General features: G+C 43.3%; 10 protein-coding genes. All 10 read right to left on the bottom strand.

Annotation, left to right across the window (positions count from 1 at the left end):
• The 10 genes from EV579_RS16100 to EV579_RS16055 are packed head-to-tail and all read right to left on the bottom strand — an operon-like array spanning position 1 to position 22,750.
• Positions 1-4,512 carry a type I polyketide synthase gene (locus tag EV579_RS16100; protein WP_133744831.1) on the bottom strand — a complete coding sequence of 1,504 codons (4,512 nt, stop codon included), beginning with the start codon at positions 4,510-4,512 and terminating at the stop codon, positions 1-3.
• Positions 4,505-7,174, bottom strand: coding sequence for a non-ribosomal peptide synthetase (locus tag EV579_RS16095; RefSeq protein ID WP_133744830.1), 2,670 nt, complete (start codon positions 7,172-7,174; stop codon positions 4,505-4,507). Before EV579_RS16095 ends, EV579_RS16100 begins: the two co-directional genes overlap by 8 nt.
• A gap of 20 nt (positions 7,175-7,194) precedes the next feature.
• Positions 7,195-16,284 (bottom strand): non-ribosomal peptide synthetase/type I polyketide synthase, encoded by a 9,090-nt coding sequence (locus EV579_RS16090; protein ID WP_133744829.1) that lies wholly within the window; start codon positions 16,282-16,284, stop codon positions 7,195-7,197.
• A gap of 17 nt (positions 16,285-16,301) precedes the next feature.
• Positions 16,302-17,444 carry an acyl-CoA dehydrogenase family protein gene (locus EV579_RS16085; protein ID WP_103132282.1) on the bottom strand — a complete coding sequence of 381 codons (1,143 nt, stop codon included), beginning with the start codon at positions 17,442-17,444 and terminating at the stop codon, positions 16,302-16,304.
• Positions 17,431-17,700, bottom strand: coding sequence for an acyl carrier protein (locus EV579_RS16080; protein ID WP_024424539.1), 270 nt, complete (start codon positions 17,698-17,700; stop codon positions 17,431-17,433). Before EV579_RS16080 ends, EV579_RS16085 begins: the two co-directional genes overlap by 14 nt.
• 27 nt (positions 17,701-17,727) lie before the next feature.
• The gene (locus EV579_RS16075) at positions 17,728-18,780 is read right to left on the bottom strand and encodes an HAD-IIIC family phosphatase (RefSeq protein ID WP_133744828.1); all 1,053 of its coding nucleotides are present in this window, start codon (positions 18,778-18,780) and stop codon (positions 17,728-17,730) included.
• Between the two features lie 14 nt (positions 18,781-18,794).
• Positions 18,795-19,652, bottom strand: coding sequence for a 3-hydroxyacyl-CoA dehydrogenase family protein (locus EV579_RS16070; protein ID WP_024424537.1), 858 nt, complete (start codon positions 19,650-19,652; stop codon positions 18,795-18,797).
• Positions 19,649-20,359 carry a thioesterase II family protein gene (locus EV579_RS16065; RefSeq protein ID WP_133744827.1) on the bottom strand — a complete coding sequence of 237 codons (711 nt, stop codon included), beginning with the start codon at positions 20,357-20,359 and terminating at the stop codon, positions 19,649-19,651. The genes EV579_RS16070 and EV579_RS16065 overlap by 4 nt, the downstream gene beginning before the upstream one ends.
• Entirely contained in the window at positions 20,356-21,336 is a 981-nt protein-coding gene (locus tag EV579_RS16060; protein ID WP_133744826.1) for a C39 family peptidase, read from the bottom strand. Before EV579_RS16060 ends, EV579_RS16065 begins: the two co-directional genes overlap by 4 nt.
• Positions 21,299-22,750 (bottom strand): serine hydrolase domain-containing protein, encoded by a 1,452-nt coding sequence (locus EV579_RS16055; RefSeq protein WP_243837437.1) that lies wholly within the window; start codon positions 22,748-22,750, stop codon positions 21,299-21,301. Before EV579_RS16055 ends, EV579_RS16060 begins: the two co-directional genes overlap by 38 nt.
• Positions 22,751-22,759: the final 9 nt, after the last annotated feature.

Genomic DNA, 22,759 nt, shown 5'->3' with positions numbered 1-22,759 from the left:
CTATTTTCGTTTTAATCTCTGTTTACGTCGATTTTTTCCTTCTGCCATCGCCTGTTTTCGGAGATTGGTTGATTCAGTAACAGCTTGCTTTTCTTGCTTTTCTTCCTTTACTCCATGAATCTTCTTTAGTTCTGCAGCCAATGCCGCGATGGTCGGATGGCTGTACATCATGACCACCGGAACCTCTATGCCATAAATTGATTTGATTTGACCGCTCATCTGCAATAAATCAAGGGATGTCGCACCCATTTCAAAGAAATTCTCATTCACATCCGGCTCATGAGGAAAAAAGGAGCTGAGTACATCACTTAAGGATGCTTCTAGACGATCATCTATGATCTGAGATATCTCTTGAGACGGCTCTTCTTCTTGCTGCAGAGAGGTTAAGCGTTGTTTCATTCTCTCGCCCATATCTTGAACGGATACAAGAATTTGCGGATAATCTAGACGCAGCACTTCCTGGACGGCTCTTATTCCTTGTTCTGGTGAAATTCCATCCTGTTCCTCGAGCGCCATCATGTCATTGACTTTGGCCGCTAATGCCGAGTCGTGTGCCATGCCGACTTTCTCCCACCGATCCCAATTTAAGGAGATAACCGGCTTCCCTTTCTGCCTTTTTGCATGAGCAAAGCTGTCCAGAAAAGCATTTGAAGCTGCATAAGCCACTTGTCCAGCCGCTCCAAGAAAGGAAACAAGAGAGGAACAAAGTAAAAAGAAGTCGAGCGTTTCATCCTTGAGGGCTTCATTCAGCACATAGGTCCCATTGATTTTTGCCTGACACATACGAATTTCATCGTCTGCTGTTCTTGCTTGAATGATTTTCCCATCTGCCTCTCCTGCCGCATGAATGACACCATGCAAATGACCAAATGCCGTATGAGCCAGCTGAACCGCTTTCTGCACAGCATCTTTATCTGACACATCACCTTGTACAGCTTGTACATCAGCTCCTAACTCTTCAAGAGTCATCAGCTTTTTCACGATCTCAGCTTCTTTCCCATTCGCATCACGCAGCTCATGCCAGGCAGCGCGTTCACGTATTTGCGAACGGCTCATGATCACAAGTTTTGCTTGATACGTTTCTGCTAAATGTTGAGCTAGTGTGAAGCCAATACCGCCCATACCGCCAGTAATGAGGTAAACGCCATTAGACCTGAAAGGCTGCTTGGACGATCCCTCTTTTCTTAAAGGTGTTCTCGAAGCTTTTCGAATCCATCTGCTGTTCACGCGATACGCAACGACTGCTTCTTGATCGTGCATTGCAATCTCGTATGAAAGGAATAGCGGCCAATTCGCCTTTGTATCCTCACATACATCAATATGCTGACACTCTATATGCTGATATTCTTGAGGAATGGTCAAAGCTAGCCCTGTAAATGTTGCTTGAAGTGGATTGACCTTCTCCATGCCGATCACATCATGTGCTTGGCTTGTCACAAGGTGAAGACGTATGCTTGTGTTATGATACTGACTGATTAGTCTGACGAGATCGAGCACAGATAAGTAGTTTGGCTGATCATCGGTATCTTTCGTCAGTTCATCATGTATCCAGATGATCTCTTCAGGTATAAATCCAGCTTGCTGCAATTCAGCCATAACCCACTCTAAGTGTGACAGCATATAAACGTCAGCCTTCAGCAAATGGTCATTTTCTTTCATCGTATGATCACTTTGACATACGCTGATCACTTCTGCATGCCGTTCCTTCAAATAGGAACCAATATGACCATTTTTTTCAAATACCAAGATGCGTTTTCCTTGATGATGTTGCTCCTTTAGTACAGGTGAAGAGCGCTCCCATACCGGAATGTAAAACCAGTCTTGAAAATCAGCTGATCGTTTCTCCATCTTTTCTGGCGTTAAAGCAGTCATCAGCTGATCTGCTTTAAACTGCGGTGAAGGGAATATTTGATGCTCAAATGGATACGTTGGCAGTGAAACTCGATATGGGGCCTTTACTTTTCTGACAGCGCTCCAGTTTAGCTCCACTCCGTAACTCCACAGTTTCCCTATGGCCTTTTCCATATATTCATCATCAGCCGCTTGTTCTTTTGGATGTCTCACCAATGAAACAGCTGCTGCTTTGTTCACATCATAGTGATCATGGCGTCTCACGAATTGAGTTAACGTATGACCTGGCCCCACTTCAATGAAAACCATCTCTCCGAGTCCAAGTAATGTCTCTAATCCTTGACTAAATAAAACAGGCTGCCTGATATGAGATGCCCAGTAATCAGGTGATGCGGCTTGTTCATTCGTTAACCAGCTCCCTGTCACATTCGAAAGGATCGGTACCTCTCCCTGCTGATAGGTGATCTCTGAGAGAACGTTCTTCAACTGTTCGGACGCTTCAGCCATCATACTCGTATGAAAGGCGTGAGAGGTTTTCAATATTTGAACAGAAGCTCCTCTTTTTTCAGCTTGTTTGATATATCCCTGTAACCGATCTGACGGACCGGAAACAACGGATAATTGTGAGCTATTCACAGCAGAAAGCTCGACACCTTCTGGAAGATCATGTTTAATCTCTTCGGCAGGGAGTGACACACCGGCCATTTCACCTGGGGGCATTTTTTGCATCAAACTGCCTCTTTTTAAAACGATACGGATTGCATCTTCAAGATGGATCATACCAGCCACACAGGCAGCCGTGATTTCTCCAATACTATGACCAATGAAATAATGCGGACGTATGCCTAGTCCCATCAGCTTCGACGCAAGCGCATACTCAAAACTAAACAAGATGATTTGTGTATATGACGTTTGCTGCATGAGTTGTTCAGCTTCTATAAACTCTTCTTCGGTTGTTGGATATAACACGTTCTCGATCTCAACACCTGATAAGGATAAAATGATGGCAAAACATTTCTGAAGCGTTTGTTTAAATACAGGGTCTTTCTCATATAAATCCTTGCCCATATTCACATACTGAGCACCTTGTCCAGAGAACATCCAAACGACCGCAGGCTGTTGAAAGGCCTTTTGCGGCTGGCCGGCTGACTGGAATGTGCGGTCAGGACCTGCAAGAAAAGCTTGACGATAAGGAAAATGTTTTCGTCCCTCTTGTAGCGTAAATGCTGCATCGGATAGTGAGACGTTCTTTTGTTCTGTTAAATAAGATGTGATTTGTTCAGCAGATTTTTGGACCGCTTGCTTCGATCTTGCCGAAATCACCATTAGTTCATGACCTCTGTCTGCTGACGGCTTATCGGCGGCGGGTGCCTCTTCCATGATCAGGTGCACATTCGTTCCGCCAACTCCAAATGAGCTGACACCGGCACGCAGTGGGGTCTCTGATTTCTTCCATGGTACAGATGTTGTATTCACATAAAATGGGCTTGATTCAAAATCAATTTTCGGATTAGGTTTTTTATAATGAAGGCTTGGCGGCAGCATCTGATGGTACAGACTAAGTGTTGTTTTGATAAAACCTGCAATCCCTGCGGCTGAGTCAAGATGACCAATATTGGTTTTCACAGACCCAATCGCACAAAACTGTTTTTTATCTGTTTGAAAGGCTTGCTTCAGCGACTCAATTTCAACCGGATCTCCAAGAGTCGTCCCTGTGCCATGTGCTTCAATATAAGAAATACTCTCAGCTTCTACACGACTGATGTTGAGCGCTTTTTTAATCACTTCGCTTTGTCCTTCTATGCTTGGCGCTGTGTAGCCAACCTTCCGCCCGCCGTCATTGTTATAGGCTGACCCTTTAATCACGCCATAGATATGGTCCTTATCTTTTAGTGCCTGCTTTAATGATTTGAGCACAACAACTCCACAGCCCTCACCGCCAACAGTTCCTTCTGCCTGTTCATCAAAAGCCCGGCAGTGCCCATCCGGCGACATGATCATGCCCTCTTGATACATGTATCCTTTTTTGTGAGGGGTCGTAATGGTGACGCCGCCTGCGAGTGCCATTTTACATTCTCCAGTAATCAGGGCGCGCGCCGCCATATGAATTGCAGTCAAAGAGGAAGAACAAGCTGTATCAATAGCTACGCTCGGTCCCTTCAAATTCAATTTGTAGGATACCTTTGTGTTCATGAAATCTTTATCCGTTAATTGAACAGCCGCAAATTGTTCAGATGAGTGATTGGATCTCATCAGCATGGAAGCAGCTTGCCAGTATAAATTAGCAGAAGCAGCTCCAAATAAACCGATCGGCTCCTGATACGTTTCAGGGTTATAGCCTGCATCTTCTAGGGATTCCCATGCGACCTCATGAAACATGCGGATTTGCGGGTCCATTACTTCTGCTTCACGCTGTGAATAACCAAAGAAATCTGCATCAAAGTGATCATGCTGATCGACTGCTCCTTTGGCACGAACATATTGATTATGATCTAATGCTTCTTGTTCAACTCCTGCCTCAAGCAGCTCTTCTTTAGAAAAGAACGTAATGGACTCTCTCCCATTTGCAAGGTTGTCCCAGAAGTGATGAATATTTTTCGCTCCCGGAAAACGGCATGCCATCCCAACCACTGCAACCTCTAATCCTGTGAACTTACTCATCTATCATCCCGCCTAACAGTTGTGCGGCACTTTCTAAGTCATCCGCTTCATTTTCTCCATCATCCTCTGTTTGTTGCTCTTGCCCTGATGCTTTGTGTTTTAATTGAGCAGCTATTTGTGAAACCGTTGTATATTGGAACAGCTCCATCACAGTCAGCTCCTGCTGAAATTCCTCTTTCACTCTATTGGACAGCTCAACGATATTAAAAGAGTTCCCGCCTAAATCAAAAAACGGTTCATCTATACGAATCTGCGAAGCAGGGACTTGTAATATAGACGCGAAAATACGAACAAGCTTCTGCTCTGTTTCATTGTGAACCTGAATGGTTACCGGCTCTGATTTGCCTTCTAACTGATCTTCTGGATTCGGCAGTGCTTGAATATCCAATTTCCCTGATAGATTCAGAGGAAATTGCTCTACTTGAATGACATGCCTCGGCACCATATAACCTGGTAATCTTTCACTTAAAGATTGTCGAAGTGCGCGCTGATCTATCACTTGTTTTGCCATGATATATGCGCAAATATATTGGTCCTGTTCCTTCGTTTCCTTAGGAATGACAATGACATCTTGGACCAGTCCTTGTATGTTTGGATCATCAAGAAGGGCTCTGCGGATTTCCTCGAGCTCAATTCGATATCCTCTGATTTTCACTTGGCCGTCGTTTCTTTTAGCAAATTCTAATAAACCATCAAACCGCCATCTTGCAAGGTCTCCCGTACCGTATAACATCCCGCTGCTCAGCTCTGTGTTTTTGATAAACTTCTCCTTGTTGAGATCAGGATGATTGATGTACCCACGGCCTACACCAGCACCTGCTATATACAATTCGCCAAAAACACCAATCGGCACCGGCTCACCTTGCTTGTCACATATGAAAATATGCTCATTTGGCATCGGCTGCCCAATAGGGATGACTTGCTCATCCCAGTCATGAGGAATCAAAAAGGATGACGACTGAACCGTACATTCAGTAGGCCCATATGCATTAATCATCATGAGTTTTTCACCTGATACATGCTGTAAAAATTGATCCATCAGCTCTTTTGTGAACACTTCTCCGCCCACCAGCAGCATGTTCAAAGCAGGCAAGTCTTGTTTCGATTGCGCTGCTGCCTTGTTCATCAGCTTTAAATGAGAGGGGGTCACATCTGACAGTTGAATGTGGTTGTCTCGATAAAATGACCATAACGCATGCCCATCCATACGGACTTCATCTTTGGCAATATGCAGCGTATGCCCTAGCAGCAATGCCGGGAACAAGGTTTGAACAGATGCATCAAAAATATGAGAAGCGAGCATCCCTACTTGCAAATCATCAGGGAGTAGATCAAAAAAGCGTGTTTTCATTCCGTATACCAAATTAATGACATGACGATGTTCAATAACGACCCCTTTTGGATGCCCAGTCGTACCCGATGTATACAAGACATACGCCATGTCCGAAGGCGAAATAGACCAAGTGAGATTCTCTGTAATGGGGGATTCTTGAAGCATGTCTTGAATAACATGAACCTCGACATCCAAACCTTCGTGTCCGTCTTCGTCCGATACTATGGCTGTAGCGCCGCTGTTTTTGAGCATATACCGAATTCTTTCAATCGGCAGATGGACATCAATCGGTAAGTAAGCATAGCCAGCCTTTAAAATGCCAAGAATGGCAATGACCAGTTCAGCAGACCGATTCATTCTGAGACCAACTGGGGTCTCACGTGTCATCTGACTTTGAGACAGTCTAAGCGCAATGCGATCCGATAAATCATCAACCTCTTCATATGTATAGGAGGTGGTGCCAAACACAACGGCCGTTCGTGCTGAATGCAATTGGACTTGCTGTTGAAATAATGACACAATATCACGATCCACTGGATAAGCGAGCGACTCACCTTGAAACGAATCAAACAGCTGACTTTTCTCGATATCAGATAAAAATGAGTGTGTGCTCATCGCTTGTTCAGGCGTTATAAGAAATTGCTCCGTGAGTGTCATGAAATGTCTAGAGAACTGCTCCATCATTTGATCGTCATAAATGGAAGCATCCCAGTGAACTTCAGCATGAAGGTGATCTTGTTCTTTCTTCCAAACAATGAGCACATCCGCGTGCAGCTGTTCTCGGTCCGTATGCCCATGCAATGTCTCAAACGCACATGCCAGATTGACACGCTTCTTGTCATCTCCTACTGAATGCCAAAGCTCATCCATTAAAATATGAACAGGATAGTTTTGATGACGCACTGCCTCCTGAAACGATTGTTTCACTGCGTCTAACCCTGCGCTAAAGCTCATATGAGGATCAATCTCTGCCTTAAGCGGCAACATATGATTAATGGTGGATTGATTGGCGGACTGTTCCATTGTAGGAACAGTCACCATCAACTCAGTTTTTCCGCTATAACGCTGAAGCAAGCCAAAAGCGGCTGTGGTCAGCACGATAAACAAGCGCAAATCAGAATCTCCACATAATTGCTTTAACGAATGGTTTACAGCCATCGGGAAGGACGAATGAAGCGATCGGTTCATAGCAGCAGGCTTGGCTTGTGAAACCGTATGAGGAATGCGGCCATCCAGCTGAACATCTGATAAAATAGATGTCCAGTAGGCTCTTTCCCTCACCCTTTCCTTCGCCGCTGCTTTCAGTTGAAAATCATCATGTTCAATCACTCTTCCATTCACCTCTTTACTTATATTTTTAAGTCATCTAATTCGAAAAGAGATACGTCGTCTAATTGCTTGAATGAAGAAGTCAGTTCAATTTCCTCTATTCTCACCGCATCTACTGAAACAGCCCGCATGATGTCTTTCAGCAAACCTGCAATCCGCTCTATGGTTTCCTCTGTGAAAAGCTCAGTATTATATTCAATCGTTGAAGAAAGACCGTCTTCCTGTTCATACGCAATCCAGAGTAAATCAAATCGCGACGTTCCTGTCTCGTACGGATAATCACTAAAGGTTAAACCGCCAACTTTCAGTTCTGGCTGATTCATATTTTGCAAGGCGAACACAGCATCAAACAATAGATTCCGGCTGACACTCCGGCTCAGCTGGAGGTCTTGCACCATTTGTTCATATTGATATTCTTGATGACCGAAATCATCGATCACATGCGCCTTTACATCCTGAAGGAATTGCTGATAAGTCAGCTCTGCTTTAGGATATAAACGAAGTGGCAGCATATTGACAAAGATACCAATGACTTGCTGCAGCTCCTCTTGTTTTCTACCTGCTACCGGAACCCCAACCGTGATATCTGATTGTCCGCTTAATTTATGAAGCAAAATCTGATACAGACTTAACAGACCCATAAACAATGTTGCGTCTTCCTTTAAAATCACCTGCTTAAACGCGTTCAGCTCCGCTTCTTCTATACGGAACGTATAATGTCCGCCGCGGAATTGTCTCACCTCTGGCCGATCGAAATCTGTTGGCAGATCAAGCAGCGGGGCACCTTCTAACCGGTTTTTCCAGTAATCACTCGATTCTTTCAATGCTTCAGACGCAAGTATGTCATTTTGCCATTCTGAAAAATCTTTATATTGCAAAGCGAGAGGCTCAAGCGTCCTGCCGTCGTATAACTGCATAAAGTCGTTGACCAAAATATCTTGAGAAAGACCATCCGAGATAATGTGATGCATGTCCAGCATGAGCACAAATTCCTCTTCTGCCAGCTTCATCACACCAACTCTCATCAATGGAGCCTCACTTAACGTAAAGGCAGTCAAAAATTGTTCAATCACTTGTTTTTGATCTTCCTCAGATCCTTGTGTCGATCCCTCTGTGAGGTCAAACAACGTGACTGCAAATGGTACCTCTTCTTCAATCTTTTGATAAGGGACACCATTCTCTAGTACAAACGCTGTCCGCAAACTTTCGTGTCTCTTTATAAGCTGCTGAAATGCCCATTCCAACCTGTTGATATCGAGCCTTCCTTTAATTCGTCCTGCTTTAAATTCGTTGTATCCTGTGCTGCTTACATCCATTTGCTGCATGAGATACAACCGTTTTTGCGCAGACGACAGAGGATAATGCTCCTTCATTTCGGCTTTTTCAATCGCATGATAAGCAGCAGTGTCTGCTTGGTCGATGTATTCTGCCATTAATCGGATCGTTGGTATTTGGAAGAATTGTGGAAGCGTCAGCTCTACACTGAATGCGCGATGAATGATGCCAATGAAAGTAATCGCCTTTAGAGAATCTCCACCCATTTCAAAGAAATGATCATCTATGCCAATTTCTTCAATTTTAAAGAAAGCTTGCCAATGCTGACTTAGTTCCTTCTCTAGCTCCGTTTCAGGTGCAACATAATTCGTTGACAGCGCTGGCCGAGAATATAAGTTTCCATCTTGTGCATGCTCTCCGGCACTCTCTTCCTCACGGGATAAACGGTCTACATATCGGTGAATTCGATCATGTAAAGACGTTGTTGAAATAACCATTTGTTCCACTTGATCCAGTGAAAGCAATCGTTCAAAGATCCTTCTTCCTTCTTTTTCTGTAATTAACGTTTCGGTGACATCATCTCCGATTGGGAGATCAAGCTGCTTTCCTTGCTCAAATTCCCAGCCGTCAAAGCTAATGACAGACCACTGCATTTCTGAACGAAGATTTCGTTCATACACGTACGCATCGATGAAATGATTCACAGCTGTATAGGCTGTGAAACCGAGTCCGCCTAAGATCGGTGACAAAGATGACAGTACAAAACAGAAATCAAGTGATCGGTCACCTAAGGCGGCATCAAGATGAAGTACACCATTCATCTTCGCTTCAAAGTGGGATTCTGAGAATGTGACATCTGTTTGCTCCATCACTCTGAAGGATTGATCACCCGTCACTCCAGCTGCATAGATCACACCGTCAATCTGTCCGTAGGCCGCATCCACCGTGTTGATCAATTGCTGGATATCTTCCCTGTGGCGAACATCTACTTTCTTTATGAGAACTTCTGCACCAGCCTCTTCAAGTGCCATTACCTTTTGTATTTTTTTCTTAGTTGGATCCTGTTCATCGTGCGTAGCAAGCCACTCTTGCCACTTGCTTCTATCAGGCAGTCCAGACCTGCTCGTTAAGATCAACGTTCCCTTCGTTTGCTCGGTCAAAGACTGTGCAATATTCAATCCAATAAACCCAAGACCGCCAATTAAAATGTAGACACCATCTTTTTTAGCCAACTGAGTATGTCCTGTTTCGGGAACTAGAGCTTTGGCATACTTTTTCACATATCGCTTATTTCTTCGATAGACCGTGAGAAGCTGTCCAGATGTTCGATCTAACTCATCGCTAATTTGTTTCAGCAACCTCTTTTCCTGCACCCCATTTGCCACCGGGCGATCGACATCAAGAATGCGGTAACGCAAGTTCGGTGTTTCTTGTGAAATAACCATGGCAGGTCCAAGATGGATTGCTTTTTCAGGATAAAGGATAGACTCACCGCCAACGGCATACGTCAATGAGGAAAGAACTGTAATGGATACCTTTTGGTCCAAAACAGATTTTTTCAAAGCCTGTCCGATATAAAGCAAGGAGTAATAAGCATCTTGCTGCGTTTGTTTCACCCATTCTTCTTCCGATTGAGACGGCTGTCGTTCTGAAAGCCCCCATAGATGACAAACTTCTGACACGTTGATTTGGTCATCTGCCAGATTTGATATGAGCTTTTCATAATCAGAAGGCTTATTTGACCGAATGGTGTAGCTTTTTTCATCATGCTTCGTAAATTCATTTCCTTTCTGAACCACTACGAACTCGTTCCGTTTCGTCAGAAGTTCGGCTGCAACCTTCTCTCCGAAGGCAGATGAATCCGCAAACAAAAGCAAGGCTCCAAAAGAGGAATCATCTGATGACACATAAGGGGAAAGGTCCGCCTCCCAATAAGGGGTATAGAACCATTCATCCATTTGCTCCTTTCGTCCAGACTGCTTAGGTTTATCGCGTTTTACACGGTCTGATGCATCATACCAATAGGAGGTTTGATCAAACGCATACGTTGGCAGCGGCATTTTCTGCGGCTGACGGTTTAGATGGAACCTGTTCCAGTCGATGGTTATTCCGTGTGTCCAGAGACGTCCAATCTGCCCAAGTAAAAATTCAGTATCCGTCACATCTTGTTTTGCATGTCTGAGCACATGACATACATGCTGATTCATGCCGTTCAGTGACCGGTTGACCATCACGCTTAAATCTTGACCTGGTCCAATCTCAATTAATTGAATATTGTCCTGCTGTAAAATATTTGTGATGCCTTCAGCAAAACGAACCGTATCGGTCATATGCCTTTTCCAATAGGACATATCCTGAGCACTCGTATTTGTCATCCAGTCTCCTGTCAAATTCGAAATGAATGGAATACGTAGCTGCTTGGCTTTAATATCCTTTAATTTTTCACCAAATTGCTCCGCTGCTTCCTTCATGACATGTGAGTGAGCAGCAATGGTTCCACCTAATCGCATACACATCAATCTGTTATTCTTCAGCTCTTGTTCAAATTCACTTATCGCTGCTTCAAGACCTGACACGATACATGAGGAATCATTGACAACAGCGAGAGAAATATCTTTTGGAAGCATCGGTTTTAACTCTGCTTCAGGTAATGGAACACTCATCATGATGCCAGCTGGCGACGACTGCATCGCATTCGCCCGGCAGGCGACCATCGACATCGCTTCCTTTAAGCTGAAAAGGCCTGATATAGCGGCTGCCGTTAATTCGCCAAAGCTATAGCCGATCATTGCATCAGGACGAATCCCCCATTCAATGAAGAGCATGGAAAGGGCATATTCAATGGCAAAAATGGCTGGCTGTGCATATTGAGTGCTTGCCAATTTTTCGCGTGCCTTTTCTGTTTCAGCCGCTAATGGATAAAGAATGCGGGCAAGACTTTGCCCTGTTGCTTCTTCATATGCTTCAAAACAAGCATCCATTTGCTTCTTAAAGTAAGGCTCCTCCCGGTACAAATCTAATCCCATATTGAGGTATTGATTGCCTTGTCCAGAAAACATAAAAATAATCTTTTGGTTCTCCACATGCGAATGCATGAGCTTCCCAATACCCTTGCCTTGCTTTTCTGTTAATACACGCAATGCATCTTCTCTGCTGGCCGCAACAAAGGCTTGACGGAATCCAAAGGACTGCCTGCCTGTTTGCAAGGTATAAGCTGCGTCTGCCAAATTGAGAGAAGGCGTGTTTTCCAACTGATTCACAAGGTTGTCTTTCATTCGTTCCAAACTCGTTTTGCTCTTTGCTGAAAGGACAAGCAGCTCAGCCGAACGAGGCATTTGCTGACGATCTCTTTGCGGCGCTTCTTCTAATATGACATGCGCATTGGTTCCGCCCATTCCAAATGAGCTCACACCAGCCCTCCGCAAATGTGATACTGGCTGCTTCCAGTCGGTCAGCTCAGTGTTTACAAAGAAAGGACTATGCTCAAATGCAATGTTTTCATTGGCTTTTTTGAAGTGAAGACTAGGCACAAATGTGTGATGCTGAAGAGAAAGCACAGCTTTAATCAAGCCAGCTGCCCCTGCCGCTGCATCCAAATGACCAATATTTGATTTCACAGACCCAATGCGGCAAAATTGTTTTTTCTCTGTGTCGAAAGCTTTTGTGAGCGCCTCTATTTCAATCGGATCTCCAAGTGACGTTCCAGTTCCGTGTGTTTCTATATATTCAATCGTATCTGGTGAAACATCTGCTTGATGTAAGGCATCCTGGATGACCCTTGTCTGACCTTCAACACTTGGAGCATTGAAGCCAACCTTTTGATCACCATCATTGTTGATGGCAGAGCCCTTAATGACCGCATAAATATGGTCTCCATCTTTTATGGCTTCACTAAGTGCTTTTAAAGCAACAAGACCCACACCATCTCCGCCAACAGTTCCATCTGCTTGATCGTCAAAGGCACGACAATGACCATCGCTTGATTTCACCATGTTCTGCTGATAAATGTAGCCTGATTTCACTGGGTGTAAAATCGACACGCCTCCCGCAAGCGCTACATCTGAATCACCATTTGCAATGGATTGACAGGCCAAATGCAAGGCGACCAAAGAAGTCGAACAAGCGGTTTGCAATGTGAGCGCTGGTCCTTTCAAATTCAATTTATGGGCAATTCTTGTACTCACGGTATACGTATCATTGAGCGAGCCCACTTCAAACAGCTCTGACATGCTGCTATCAAGCGAAGATGCAAAACGCTGAATCCATTGAAAGTTGGATGTGGACCCAGTAAACAAACCGACCTTACCTTGATAATCTTCCTGCACATACCCCGCATCTTCCAGCGCCTTATAGGCGTACTCATGCAGCAGCCGTATTTGAGGATCCATCATTTCTGCCTGACCTGGTGAATAGCCGAAGAAGGATGCATCAAATAAATCAGGTCCATCAATCACACCTTTTGCTCTTACATAATCGGAACGCTCAAAGGTTTGGCGGTCAATTCCAGCCTCTAGCAATTCTTCATCGGAAAAGAATGAAATCGATTCTTCTCCATTCTTCAAATTTCGCCAAAATGCCTCAACATTTTCTGCACCAGGGAATTTACCTGCCATTCCAATAATCGCAATCGGCTCGTTAGCTTTTCTTTTCTTTTGGTTCGCAGGCTGTGTGCCAGATCCCTTCTGCTCTGTTGCACCGCTTAAATATGCAGCTAGCTCTCTAATCGTTGGACGGCGGAACATTTCGACCATTGGAATGCTTTGATTCAATTGCTTAGCGAGCTGTTGATTGACATGATTCAGGTTTAGAGAATGCCCGCCAATGTCAAAGAATTTGTCATGAACACTTACCTCATCTAAGCCGAGGACTTTTTTCCAGATGTCTTGAATGACTTTCTCAGTATCAGAAAGATTGTCAGAGCCCGCCTGCTTTTTCATTTGTTGCCCCTGTTTCAAAGCAGGTAAAGCCCGTTTATCTAATTTGCCGTTGGCAGTCAGCGGCATATCATCCAATTGAACAAAGTGAGTTGGAATCATATAATCTGGCAGCTGATCGGCTAGTGCTTGTTTCATTGCAGCTTGATCGAGTATGGCTGTCGTGACAACATATGCGGCTAAACATGGTGTACCAGAAACATCTGGCTTTACAGCAACAGCTGCTGCTTTGACCCCTGGCTGTTCATTCAGCCAAAATTCAATCTCACCTGTTTCAATACGATAGCCTCTCAGCTTCACTTGATCATCATTTCGGCCTAAAAACTGAATGAGCCCATTAGGCAGAATGCGGGCTGCATCACCTGTTTTATAAATTTTTTCACCTGGCTGGAAAGGATGATCGACAAACCGCTCTTCGGTCAGTTCTGGGCGATTCAAATACCCTTTTGCAACACCTTTCCCCCCAATATATAATTCACCGATGGTTCCTTCCGGCATAAGATTCATATGTCTGTCAAAAAGAAGAATATCTGTATGCTGTGCAGGTTTTCCGATCGGTACATACACGTCTTGATCAAGGTCCTGGTCATATCGATGAATCATGCAGCCAACCACTGTTTCAGTTGGTCCATATTCATTCACAATTTCTATAGGCTGCGGGAATGACTGCTGAATGGATTTCGCTAAAGATGTTTCCAGCTGTTCTCCGCCTAAAATAAAACATTTCATTTGGCTTTCTGGGAAAGACAGGTGCTTAATAAACTGTAAATGAGATGGTGTCAGTTTCATCACATGTACGCGATTATCTTTTATGATATCTTCGACAAGCAGCTGCCGATTTTCATGGTGATAAATCATGATGGTATTTCCTGAAATGAGCGGTGTGAAAATAGAAGTAACTGTCAGGTCAAATGACAATGATGTGTACAAAGCAAAATGCCTTGTTTCTCCTCGAACATATACTTGTTTCGCCCAATCAATATAGTTGGCTAAACCAAGATGATGAATGAGTACACCTTTAGGTCTTCCTGTCGTTCCTGATGTATAAATGCAGTAGGCTGTTTGGTCTGAGGTGATGGCTTCTGCCAAGTTATCTGATGATCCGGTATATAGATCCGGCTGTGTGATATCAATTTTTTCTCCGTTATAGGCATAGGTGAGTCCTTTAATCGGATGAGTTAGGAGCCATTCTACTCCGCTGTCTTCTAGTAGATACTCTATTCGTTCCTGCGGGTATTCAGGATCAATTGGCACGTAAGCCCCGCCAGCTTTTAAAATAGCTAAGCATGCTATCACCATTTCAATGGAATGCTCTGCTAAAATGCCGACACGCTGCTCCTGTTTGACCCCTTTATTTTGTAAATAGCGTGCGAGCTGATTCACTCTCTTGTTGAGTTGTTCATATGTAACCGTCGTACCGCCAAACTCAACTGCGGCTGCCGTTGGCGTTCGCTCCACTTGCTCTTCAAATAGGTCAATCACCGTTGGTTCATTGATAGACGTTGCCCCGCCATATTGCTGAAAAACCGTTAACTGCTTTTCTATCTCTTCTTCTGATAGCAGCTGTAACTGAGCAGCAGATTTTTGTGGGTGAGCACAAGCATCAGACAGGAGATGAAGAAAATGCTGACACCACTTTTCAATTTGTTCAGCAGAAAAGCTGACGGGGTTATACACCAATGAAAAATGCAGCTGTTCATCAAACGCCTGTACACTAAGCGTGAGATCGAATTCCGTCTGTTCTTTCATCTCAAATCTGCGAATACGCACAGGCTGATCGCTTTTCGTGAGCATTCGATCTAGTGGATAGTTTTCAATGACGACGATTGAATCAAATAATGATTGTTCTGCCGTCATTCCTGCATATTTCTTTAAGTCGGATAGCGGAGTATGTTCATATTCATTTCTCACTGCGATTTCCCGGCTCACTTCCTGCATCTGTTCAACAATCGGCCGTTCCTGTTCGAATGAGACACGCAGCGGTAATGTGTTAATAAACAAACCTGTCATCTTTTCAATTTGAGGAACATCCGCATTTCTTCCTGATACTGTTGTTCCAAAGACAATATCATCTTGGTTGGCGTACTTAGATAGCAAAACTCCCCACAGCGTATACATGACAGATGCCAATGTCACATCATGTTGATTCGTGAATTTGCTCAGCCTCTCCGCAATGGAAGCATCCACTTGATGTTCATATTGATGAAAAGCACCTGAATCTTCATATGCGCCGCCTGACTTTGGAAGCAGTTCTGCATAACTCCAGCCATTGAGAACATTTTTCCAGTAGACAGCTTGCGCTTCTGTCTGTTGAAGATTTTGCTGCTGCCATTTAACAAATGATTGATAGGACGGTCTTTTTTCAAGAAGAGGTTTGTCTTCATTTGATAAGCGCTCATATGCACTCATCCAATCACTTAATACAATCCCAAGACTCCACCCGTCCAATAAAATGTGATGAAAGCTAATGAGAACCCAGTTGACTTCTTCATTTACTTCACATAATGTCAGGCGAAATGGAACTTCCTGTAGATCAAATCGTTCCTCTCGGTCCTGTGCTGTTATTTCCTCTTTCAGCAAATGAAGAGGCTCCTCAGCTTGGGTCAAATCACGGTATCGAATGTCAGGCTGATGCTGCTTCAGCACAATTTGTACTGGCCTTGCGAGTTCCTGCCATCTAAACAATGTTCTAAGCATTTCATGCTGTTTGGTGACATGCATCCATGAATGTGCAAAGAGATCTCGATCAACCGGCCCGTCTATTTGGATCAGCAGTTGTTCAAAATAAGCCGTTCCGTCCGGTTGCATTAAATGATGAAAAAGCAGTCCTTCTTGGATCGTAGTGATACCTAACATATTTTCAATGTTCTGTTTATCCAGCTTCTTCGGCTGTAATGCCATGGGATCATCTCCTTTCTCTAAGAATGTTTCACGAAATAATGGCGTAAACCATAGTTAGCAATGACCTGCTGCTGAATTTGCGAAGTCCCTTCAATAATTTCAAGCACCTTCGCTTCACGATATAATCTTGAAGCTGAGTTTTCCCGGCTAAATCCACTCCCACCATGGATTTGGACATTTGTATTTGTAATGTCGACAGCAATTTTGGAGGTAAAATATTTTGCAATGGATGTTTCTGTGATCGCATCAGGATGATTCGCTTCTCGCATTTCTCCAGCCTTTAGGCATAAAGCTCTCGCTGCATGGAGCTGAGTGACTGCATCTCCGATCATTCCTTTGATCATTTGATGCTTGTACAGTTTTTCATTAAACTGAGTTCTTTTGCGTGAATACGTAACGAGAGAATCAACGGCTTCTTGTGCAATGGCAAGCCCTGCCCAGGCAACACTGTATCGTCCATGGTCTAAAGCCAGAGACACTACGTGGTTAAAACCGCCCCCAACTGGCCCTAAGACACAGTCTTCGTGTACCTGCACATGATCAAGAGTGATTTCTGCTAAATAAGATGCTCGATTTGCCATCATTCCAGTAATTCTCTCAATCTCTACACCCGTCTGATCTCGATCGACAAGGAATGCCGTGACTTGTTCGCCGTCTCGTGCAATCACAATAAAGAAATCTGCAATCGCTCCGAAGGAAATCCACTTTTTCTTCCCATTTAATACATAGGACTGTCCTTTTTTTTGATAGCTAGTTTCAACATGATTGGCATCTGAGCCAATATTCGGCTCTGACAAAGCAAAGGCACCGATTTTTTCCCCTTTAGCTAATTCAACGAGCCAGCCTTGTTTTTGTTCTTCTGTTCCATAACGAAGAATGGCTTCCCCTACGAGTGAATTCACTGTTAATAATGTCCGTACGTTACAGCAAGCTTTCCCCACTTGTTCCGTGAATTGTCCATATGCAATCGGATCAAGCCCCAATCCTTGATAGGAGGATGGGATACCTGCCGCCAAATAGCCTCTTTTCGCCATATCTCGAATCAGCGACTCCGGCAAATGTTCTGTCTCATCGAATTCATTGGCAAATGGACGGATATGTTCATTGCAATATTGTCGTATTTCTTCAATGGCATCGATTGTTTGTTCAGCTGTTTTCATGAAGAGCCGCCCCCTGTTGTTTTTTCTCAATTAAGGCGACAATACGGTTGACCGTACTAAAATTAGCAATGTCGAGGTCTTCATTGTCTAATTGGAAGTGAAAGTCATGTTCAATATAGTTCACTAGTTTCATCGCAAATAGTGAATTGACAAAGCCTTGTTCAAAAATATGATCATCATTTCCAAGCTCCATTTCCTCATCAAATACCACTAGGTTTTGCTCGATATATGCTCTTACTTGTTCGTGTAGGTTCATCATTCAATCTCCTCGCTTTTCGCTTTTTTATTTGGCAGGGTCCTTCTGCTTTATCTCAATGTTGACATCTACGTATTCTGGGAAGGGCTGAATCATGCTTAAATCGTTTTCGAACAAAATATAGCCATCTGCCCCATTCTCGATCTCTTTGAAATTCGCAAACTTATAAGTGATATACATCATGCGGTTTCGATCGGTTTGTTTAAAATCAGCTACAAGCCGTTTTCCTCTCTTTTTCGCCTCTTGCAAAATCGTTGTCAGTAAAATGGTCCCGACTCCACGTGACATAACACGGCAAGACATAAGCAGTAGTTTGACATGCCATGTATCACCTGTTTCTTCTATTAAAGAGAGTCCTATTTTTCCATATGAACCGAATTTATCTTCAAGTTCACAGACGAGAAGCAAGTGATTGTCTGATTGACGGAAATAATCAAGCTCTGCATAATCGTAGGTTTTCCCGCTTGCATTTAATTGATTGGTTCGAACGGTAAGTTCTTCGGCTCGCTGGAGATCTTGTTCTCCTGCTTCTGATATAACGAATTTCATATTTAAAGAGGCCAAAAATTTTTCAGGCGGCCCTTCATATTTCTCTTCTTCCTGCTGCCTTTGATCTGCTTCCATGTACATTTCTCTGCGCCGTTTTGCATCCTCTGTGATAAAAGCTGGTCGCAGTCGATCATCTGTGAGCAATGTCATATAATCCACCGCATCCCAGCAAGTAATCTCTGGATGAACTGCCTTCACTTCTTCTCGTTCAAATGGCTGATCATCGATAAAGAGAATGGTATCTTTATGAATATTTAAGCGCTCGCTGATTCTCTCTAATGAACTAGATTTGGCATTCCAATGAATCTCTGGATAGAGAAAGAAATGTTCGATCCCAAAGGCGGAGAGCTTTTCCCTCACAGCAGCTTCATCATTCCGGCTTGCAATGGATAAAAGGATACCGCGCTCATCTAGCTCTGTTAGCACTTCCTTCATCGATGGCTTTAACGTCACTTCATCTGATTCAAGTAAAATTCCATCCCATAATGTATGATCTAAATCCCAGACAACACACTTGATTTGTTTAGCCATTTGTTTTTCTCCTCTCACATGTCATATTGGAAAAAGCCTTTACCTGATTTTTTGCCATACTCACCAGCATCGACCATTTTGACAAGCAGAGGACATGGGCGGAACTTCGGATCTTTGTAGCTCTCGTATAAAACAAGCAATGAATTCAAAATCGTATCAAGCCCAATTAAGTCTCCTGTCGCAAGCGGCCCCATTTTATGGCCGAAGCCCCCGCGGAAAATTTTATCGACATCAGCTGGTGTCGCGACTTGATCTTGCACCGCCCAAATCGCTTCATTGATTGTCAGCATGAGCACACGGTTGGAAACAAACCCTGGAAGATCATGCACCACAACAGGTGTTTTATCAAAGGATTTCAAGAAACCTTTTGCCGTTTCAACTGTTTCATCAGAAGTTGCTTTTCCTCTAATCACCTCAACTAACGCTTTAAGAGGAACAGGGTTCATAAAATGTGCACCAATAACTTTTTCAGGATGATGCATCAGGGACCCTACCTTTGTAATGGAAATGCAGCTCGTGTTTACAAAATAGATGGTTTCTTTCGAACAAATATCTCGCAGCTCTTCATAAATGGGTTTTTTTATCTCCCAATCTTCCGTCACATTTTCAATGACGATATGTGCGTCATGTAAGCCTTCAAATGAAGTCGATAGCTGAATTTGAGACAATACGTCTTCTAAGGACAATGAGATTTTCTTTTTTCTCACAAATTGCACCAATTGATAGGTTTTCTTGATCTTTTCTAGTGCTTCGTTTAGTTTTTCTTCTGTGACATCAACCAATGTGACTTGATAGCCATTTGCTGAAAGGTCTAATGCCATATCAGCCCCCATCACACCTGCTCCAATCACGCCTACGTGCTTCGTGTTCATTTCTCCAACACTCCAATTCGCTTTAAAATGACATTGATTTTTTCTACGACTTCATTTGTTAATGAATGAATAAAAAAGTGATCTCCATCGAATTCAAAAAACGCACAATCTTTGCTTGTATATTGATCCCAATCGTCTAAATCAAACAGCACAGAAGGCAGATCACGAGTACCATAAAAAATAGAAATTGGGCATGCAGCTGGAACGACTTCATCACACTGATAAGTCTCCAAAAGCTGAAAATCTGCTCTTAAAATCGGCAGAAAGAAATCAAGCACTGCATGGTTATCGGCAAGTTCCTCAGGAACGCCCCCCATCGCAACAATCGCCTCTTTTAATTTGGCATCTGACAGCTGATGATAGACTTTCTTCTCTGGAATATGTGGTGGAAAGCGTCCAGAATAAAAAACGTGGCCAGGCTCTTTGTTTAATCTTGTTTTCATTCTTTTTTGTAATTCGTATGCAAGTACAGCTCCCATGCTATGACCGAAAATGGCATAGGGTTCTCCTTCTTTTAAGGAAGAGGACGCCTGTAGATAAAGATCATCTGCGACTTGCTGTAAATTTGTCAGCACAGGCTCTGTCATTCTTGTCCCGTGCCCAGGGAGTTCAAGGGCATGAATTTCTATAGACCGGTCTATATATGATTTCCACTTACTGAATACGGTACTTGCTCCACCTGCGTACGGTAAGCAAAATAACTTCACGACACGCCACACTCCCTTTTGCATTTGATTTTCAACATTTCCAGCCATTTTTTTTCATCTTGGATGATTTGTTGTAAGGAAGCTTTCATGTTGGCTTGGTACCGACTAGACATTTCCCCTGAAAAAAAGAGTTTTGCTGCCTGGTGCCTCGCTTTCTCCCATTCTGCTAAAATACGTTCCATCCATTGAAACAGCTCAGGTAGATCGCCTTTTATGAGTCTCAGTCGATACATCTCTACTTTCTTCGTATTGATGATCTGATTGAAAGATGCTACGAGCTTCTCGATATCATCCCATTGAGGAAACTGTTCATAAAATGTATCAAGAGCTGTAATTCCTTTTTCGATTGCGTCAATCTGACCATGCATATTTCTCAGGAAATAAGCCGTTTTTTGATCAAATAATTCAGTCGAGACCTTGACCGGATCAAAGTGGAAGGCCGCATAGGAATGGAATTGATCATTCGGCTGAAAATGATCATGAAAGGTATCATACCCTTTCTGCACATCTCCATATGACAGGACTTGATGCTCATACGACAAATTATCTAAATGACGATTCTCTAATACCTGAAAGGTTTGCTGATTTTCATGAAAACCCGTGATTAAAATCGAATGACGGCTATGTGTTGTCAAATACTCTTTTCTACCTCGCTGAACGTAAGGGTCTACCCATACAATCACCGGGCGGTCACGCCTCACATCTTGTTTGACGTTTTCAATGAGATTGGTACAATGCGTCATTTTTTCAACTTGAATGCCCTGTAAATTCATAATCTTTTCTGGATCGTGTGCCGACATCCAGTCAATCTGCAGCAAACCGTCTTCTGTAAGTCGATATGCAAATTGATCATTTAATAAATATGGAGCGACTTCTTGACCATGCAGCATCACAATTGGAAAAAAGCAATTGAAGAAACAGCTGCGATAAAACAAATCATTATAAGGATGAATGCCTGAAATCTGTTTGACGGTCATCTTCTTGTCCTCTCTTTCCAGCAGTAGATGTCACCATAAATCCTTTGATGAAACCAATCGTACAAAACCAAATGAAAAACAAATAATAAGAAATCGCTAATTCAATAAGAGAGAAAGGTCCCCATACAAAAGTCATTTTCCAAGGCAGTCCCTTAAAGGCTAGTTGCGAAAGAATCATTGGCAGAAGCAATATCCCAATTAGGAGCAGTACCCAGCCAATACTTTTCAGCCATACGCCAAGTGAAATGTGCCTGCGAACCAGAACGCCATTTCTTACACGTTTCCTCCATTTGATAAAACGAACGACTGACACTATTTGCAGCAAAATAAAAAGACATGTGGCTGCCACACTCAATTGATCAATGAGCTGAAATGGATCCATGGATGACTCTGCTTCTTCATTTGTACCCGTCATCGTTTTGGCAATAAGACGTGCCGTTTTCTCTGTGTAGCTGCTATTCATGTTGGCTAACACTCCGATAGCAACGTCTTCTTTTGGCTGGATCAGAAAAAATGACGAATAATTCGGATTAGATCCAGCATGAAATAATGATTCCACCTGCCCATGCATTTTTTCTATATACCAGCCGGCATTGTAATAGACATGCTCCCCTTCTTCTGGGACTTTCACAGTTAACTGATCAGGATTTTTTACAAAACGAGACCAAGTTGAATCGGTCAATTGATATTGCAGCCAAGTCCCCACATCCTGATTATTCATCACAATATAGCCTGCAGGGGTGTTGCCTCGATATTCTGGTGCTTCATAAGCATGTGGAATAAGGAAATGCAGTTTAAATCCTTCTGAAACAACACTAGATTTCATGCGTTTTAGCCCAGCTTCTGTTTGGTTAAGATGATGCTTTTTAAACAGTCCTTTCATATATGCCTCATATGACGTTCCTGTCACATTTTCAATGATGAGACCAAGAACATCATAGTTGATGGTGGCATATTCAAAGGAGCTGCCAGGCTTGTGATGGAGCTCAATTGATTTCAGTTCATGGACTGTTTTCTTTAGCGCATCTTTTGCATGATCTGGCTGGATAAGCGCAATGGATTGAAAGGGGATGCCGCTTGTGTGATGCATTAATTGCTCCACCGTCAAACGCTGAGGCTTTCCATGGTATGTTGGAAAAAAGCCTGGAATATAGCTGCTCACCGGTTCTTTCAAATGAAGTTTCCCTTGCTTTTCTAACTCCACAATAGCAAGAGCGGTAAACGCCTTTGATGTAGAACCAATTTCAAAGAAAGTACTGGCTGTCACTTTCTTCATTTTCTTTCGATCCGCATAGCCAAACCCTTTTTGGTACACCACTTCGTCTTTTTTCACAACCACAACGGACATGCCGGGAATGCGCCCAAGCTCCATCTGTTCCTCTATCACTTGATCAATGGCTTTAGATGAAATCACTGCTTTTGC

Origin of the sequence: Bacillus sp. BK450 (assembly GCF_004364885.1) — a bacterium.
Taxonomy (GTDB): domain Bacteria; phylum Bacillota; class Bacilli; order Bacillales; family Bacillaceae; genus Bacillus; species Bacillus safensis.
The sequence above is the reverse complement of the archived record's forward strand: the minus strand, read 5'-3'. Positions and strand labels throughout refer to the sequence as shown.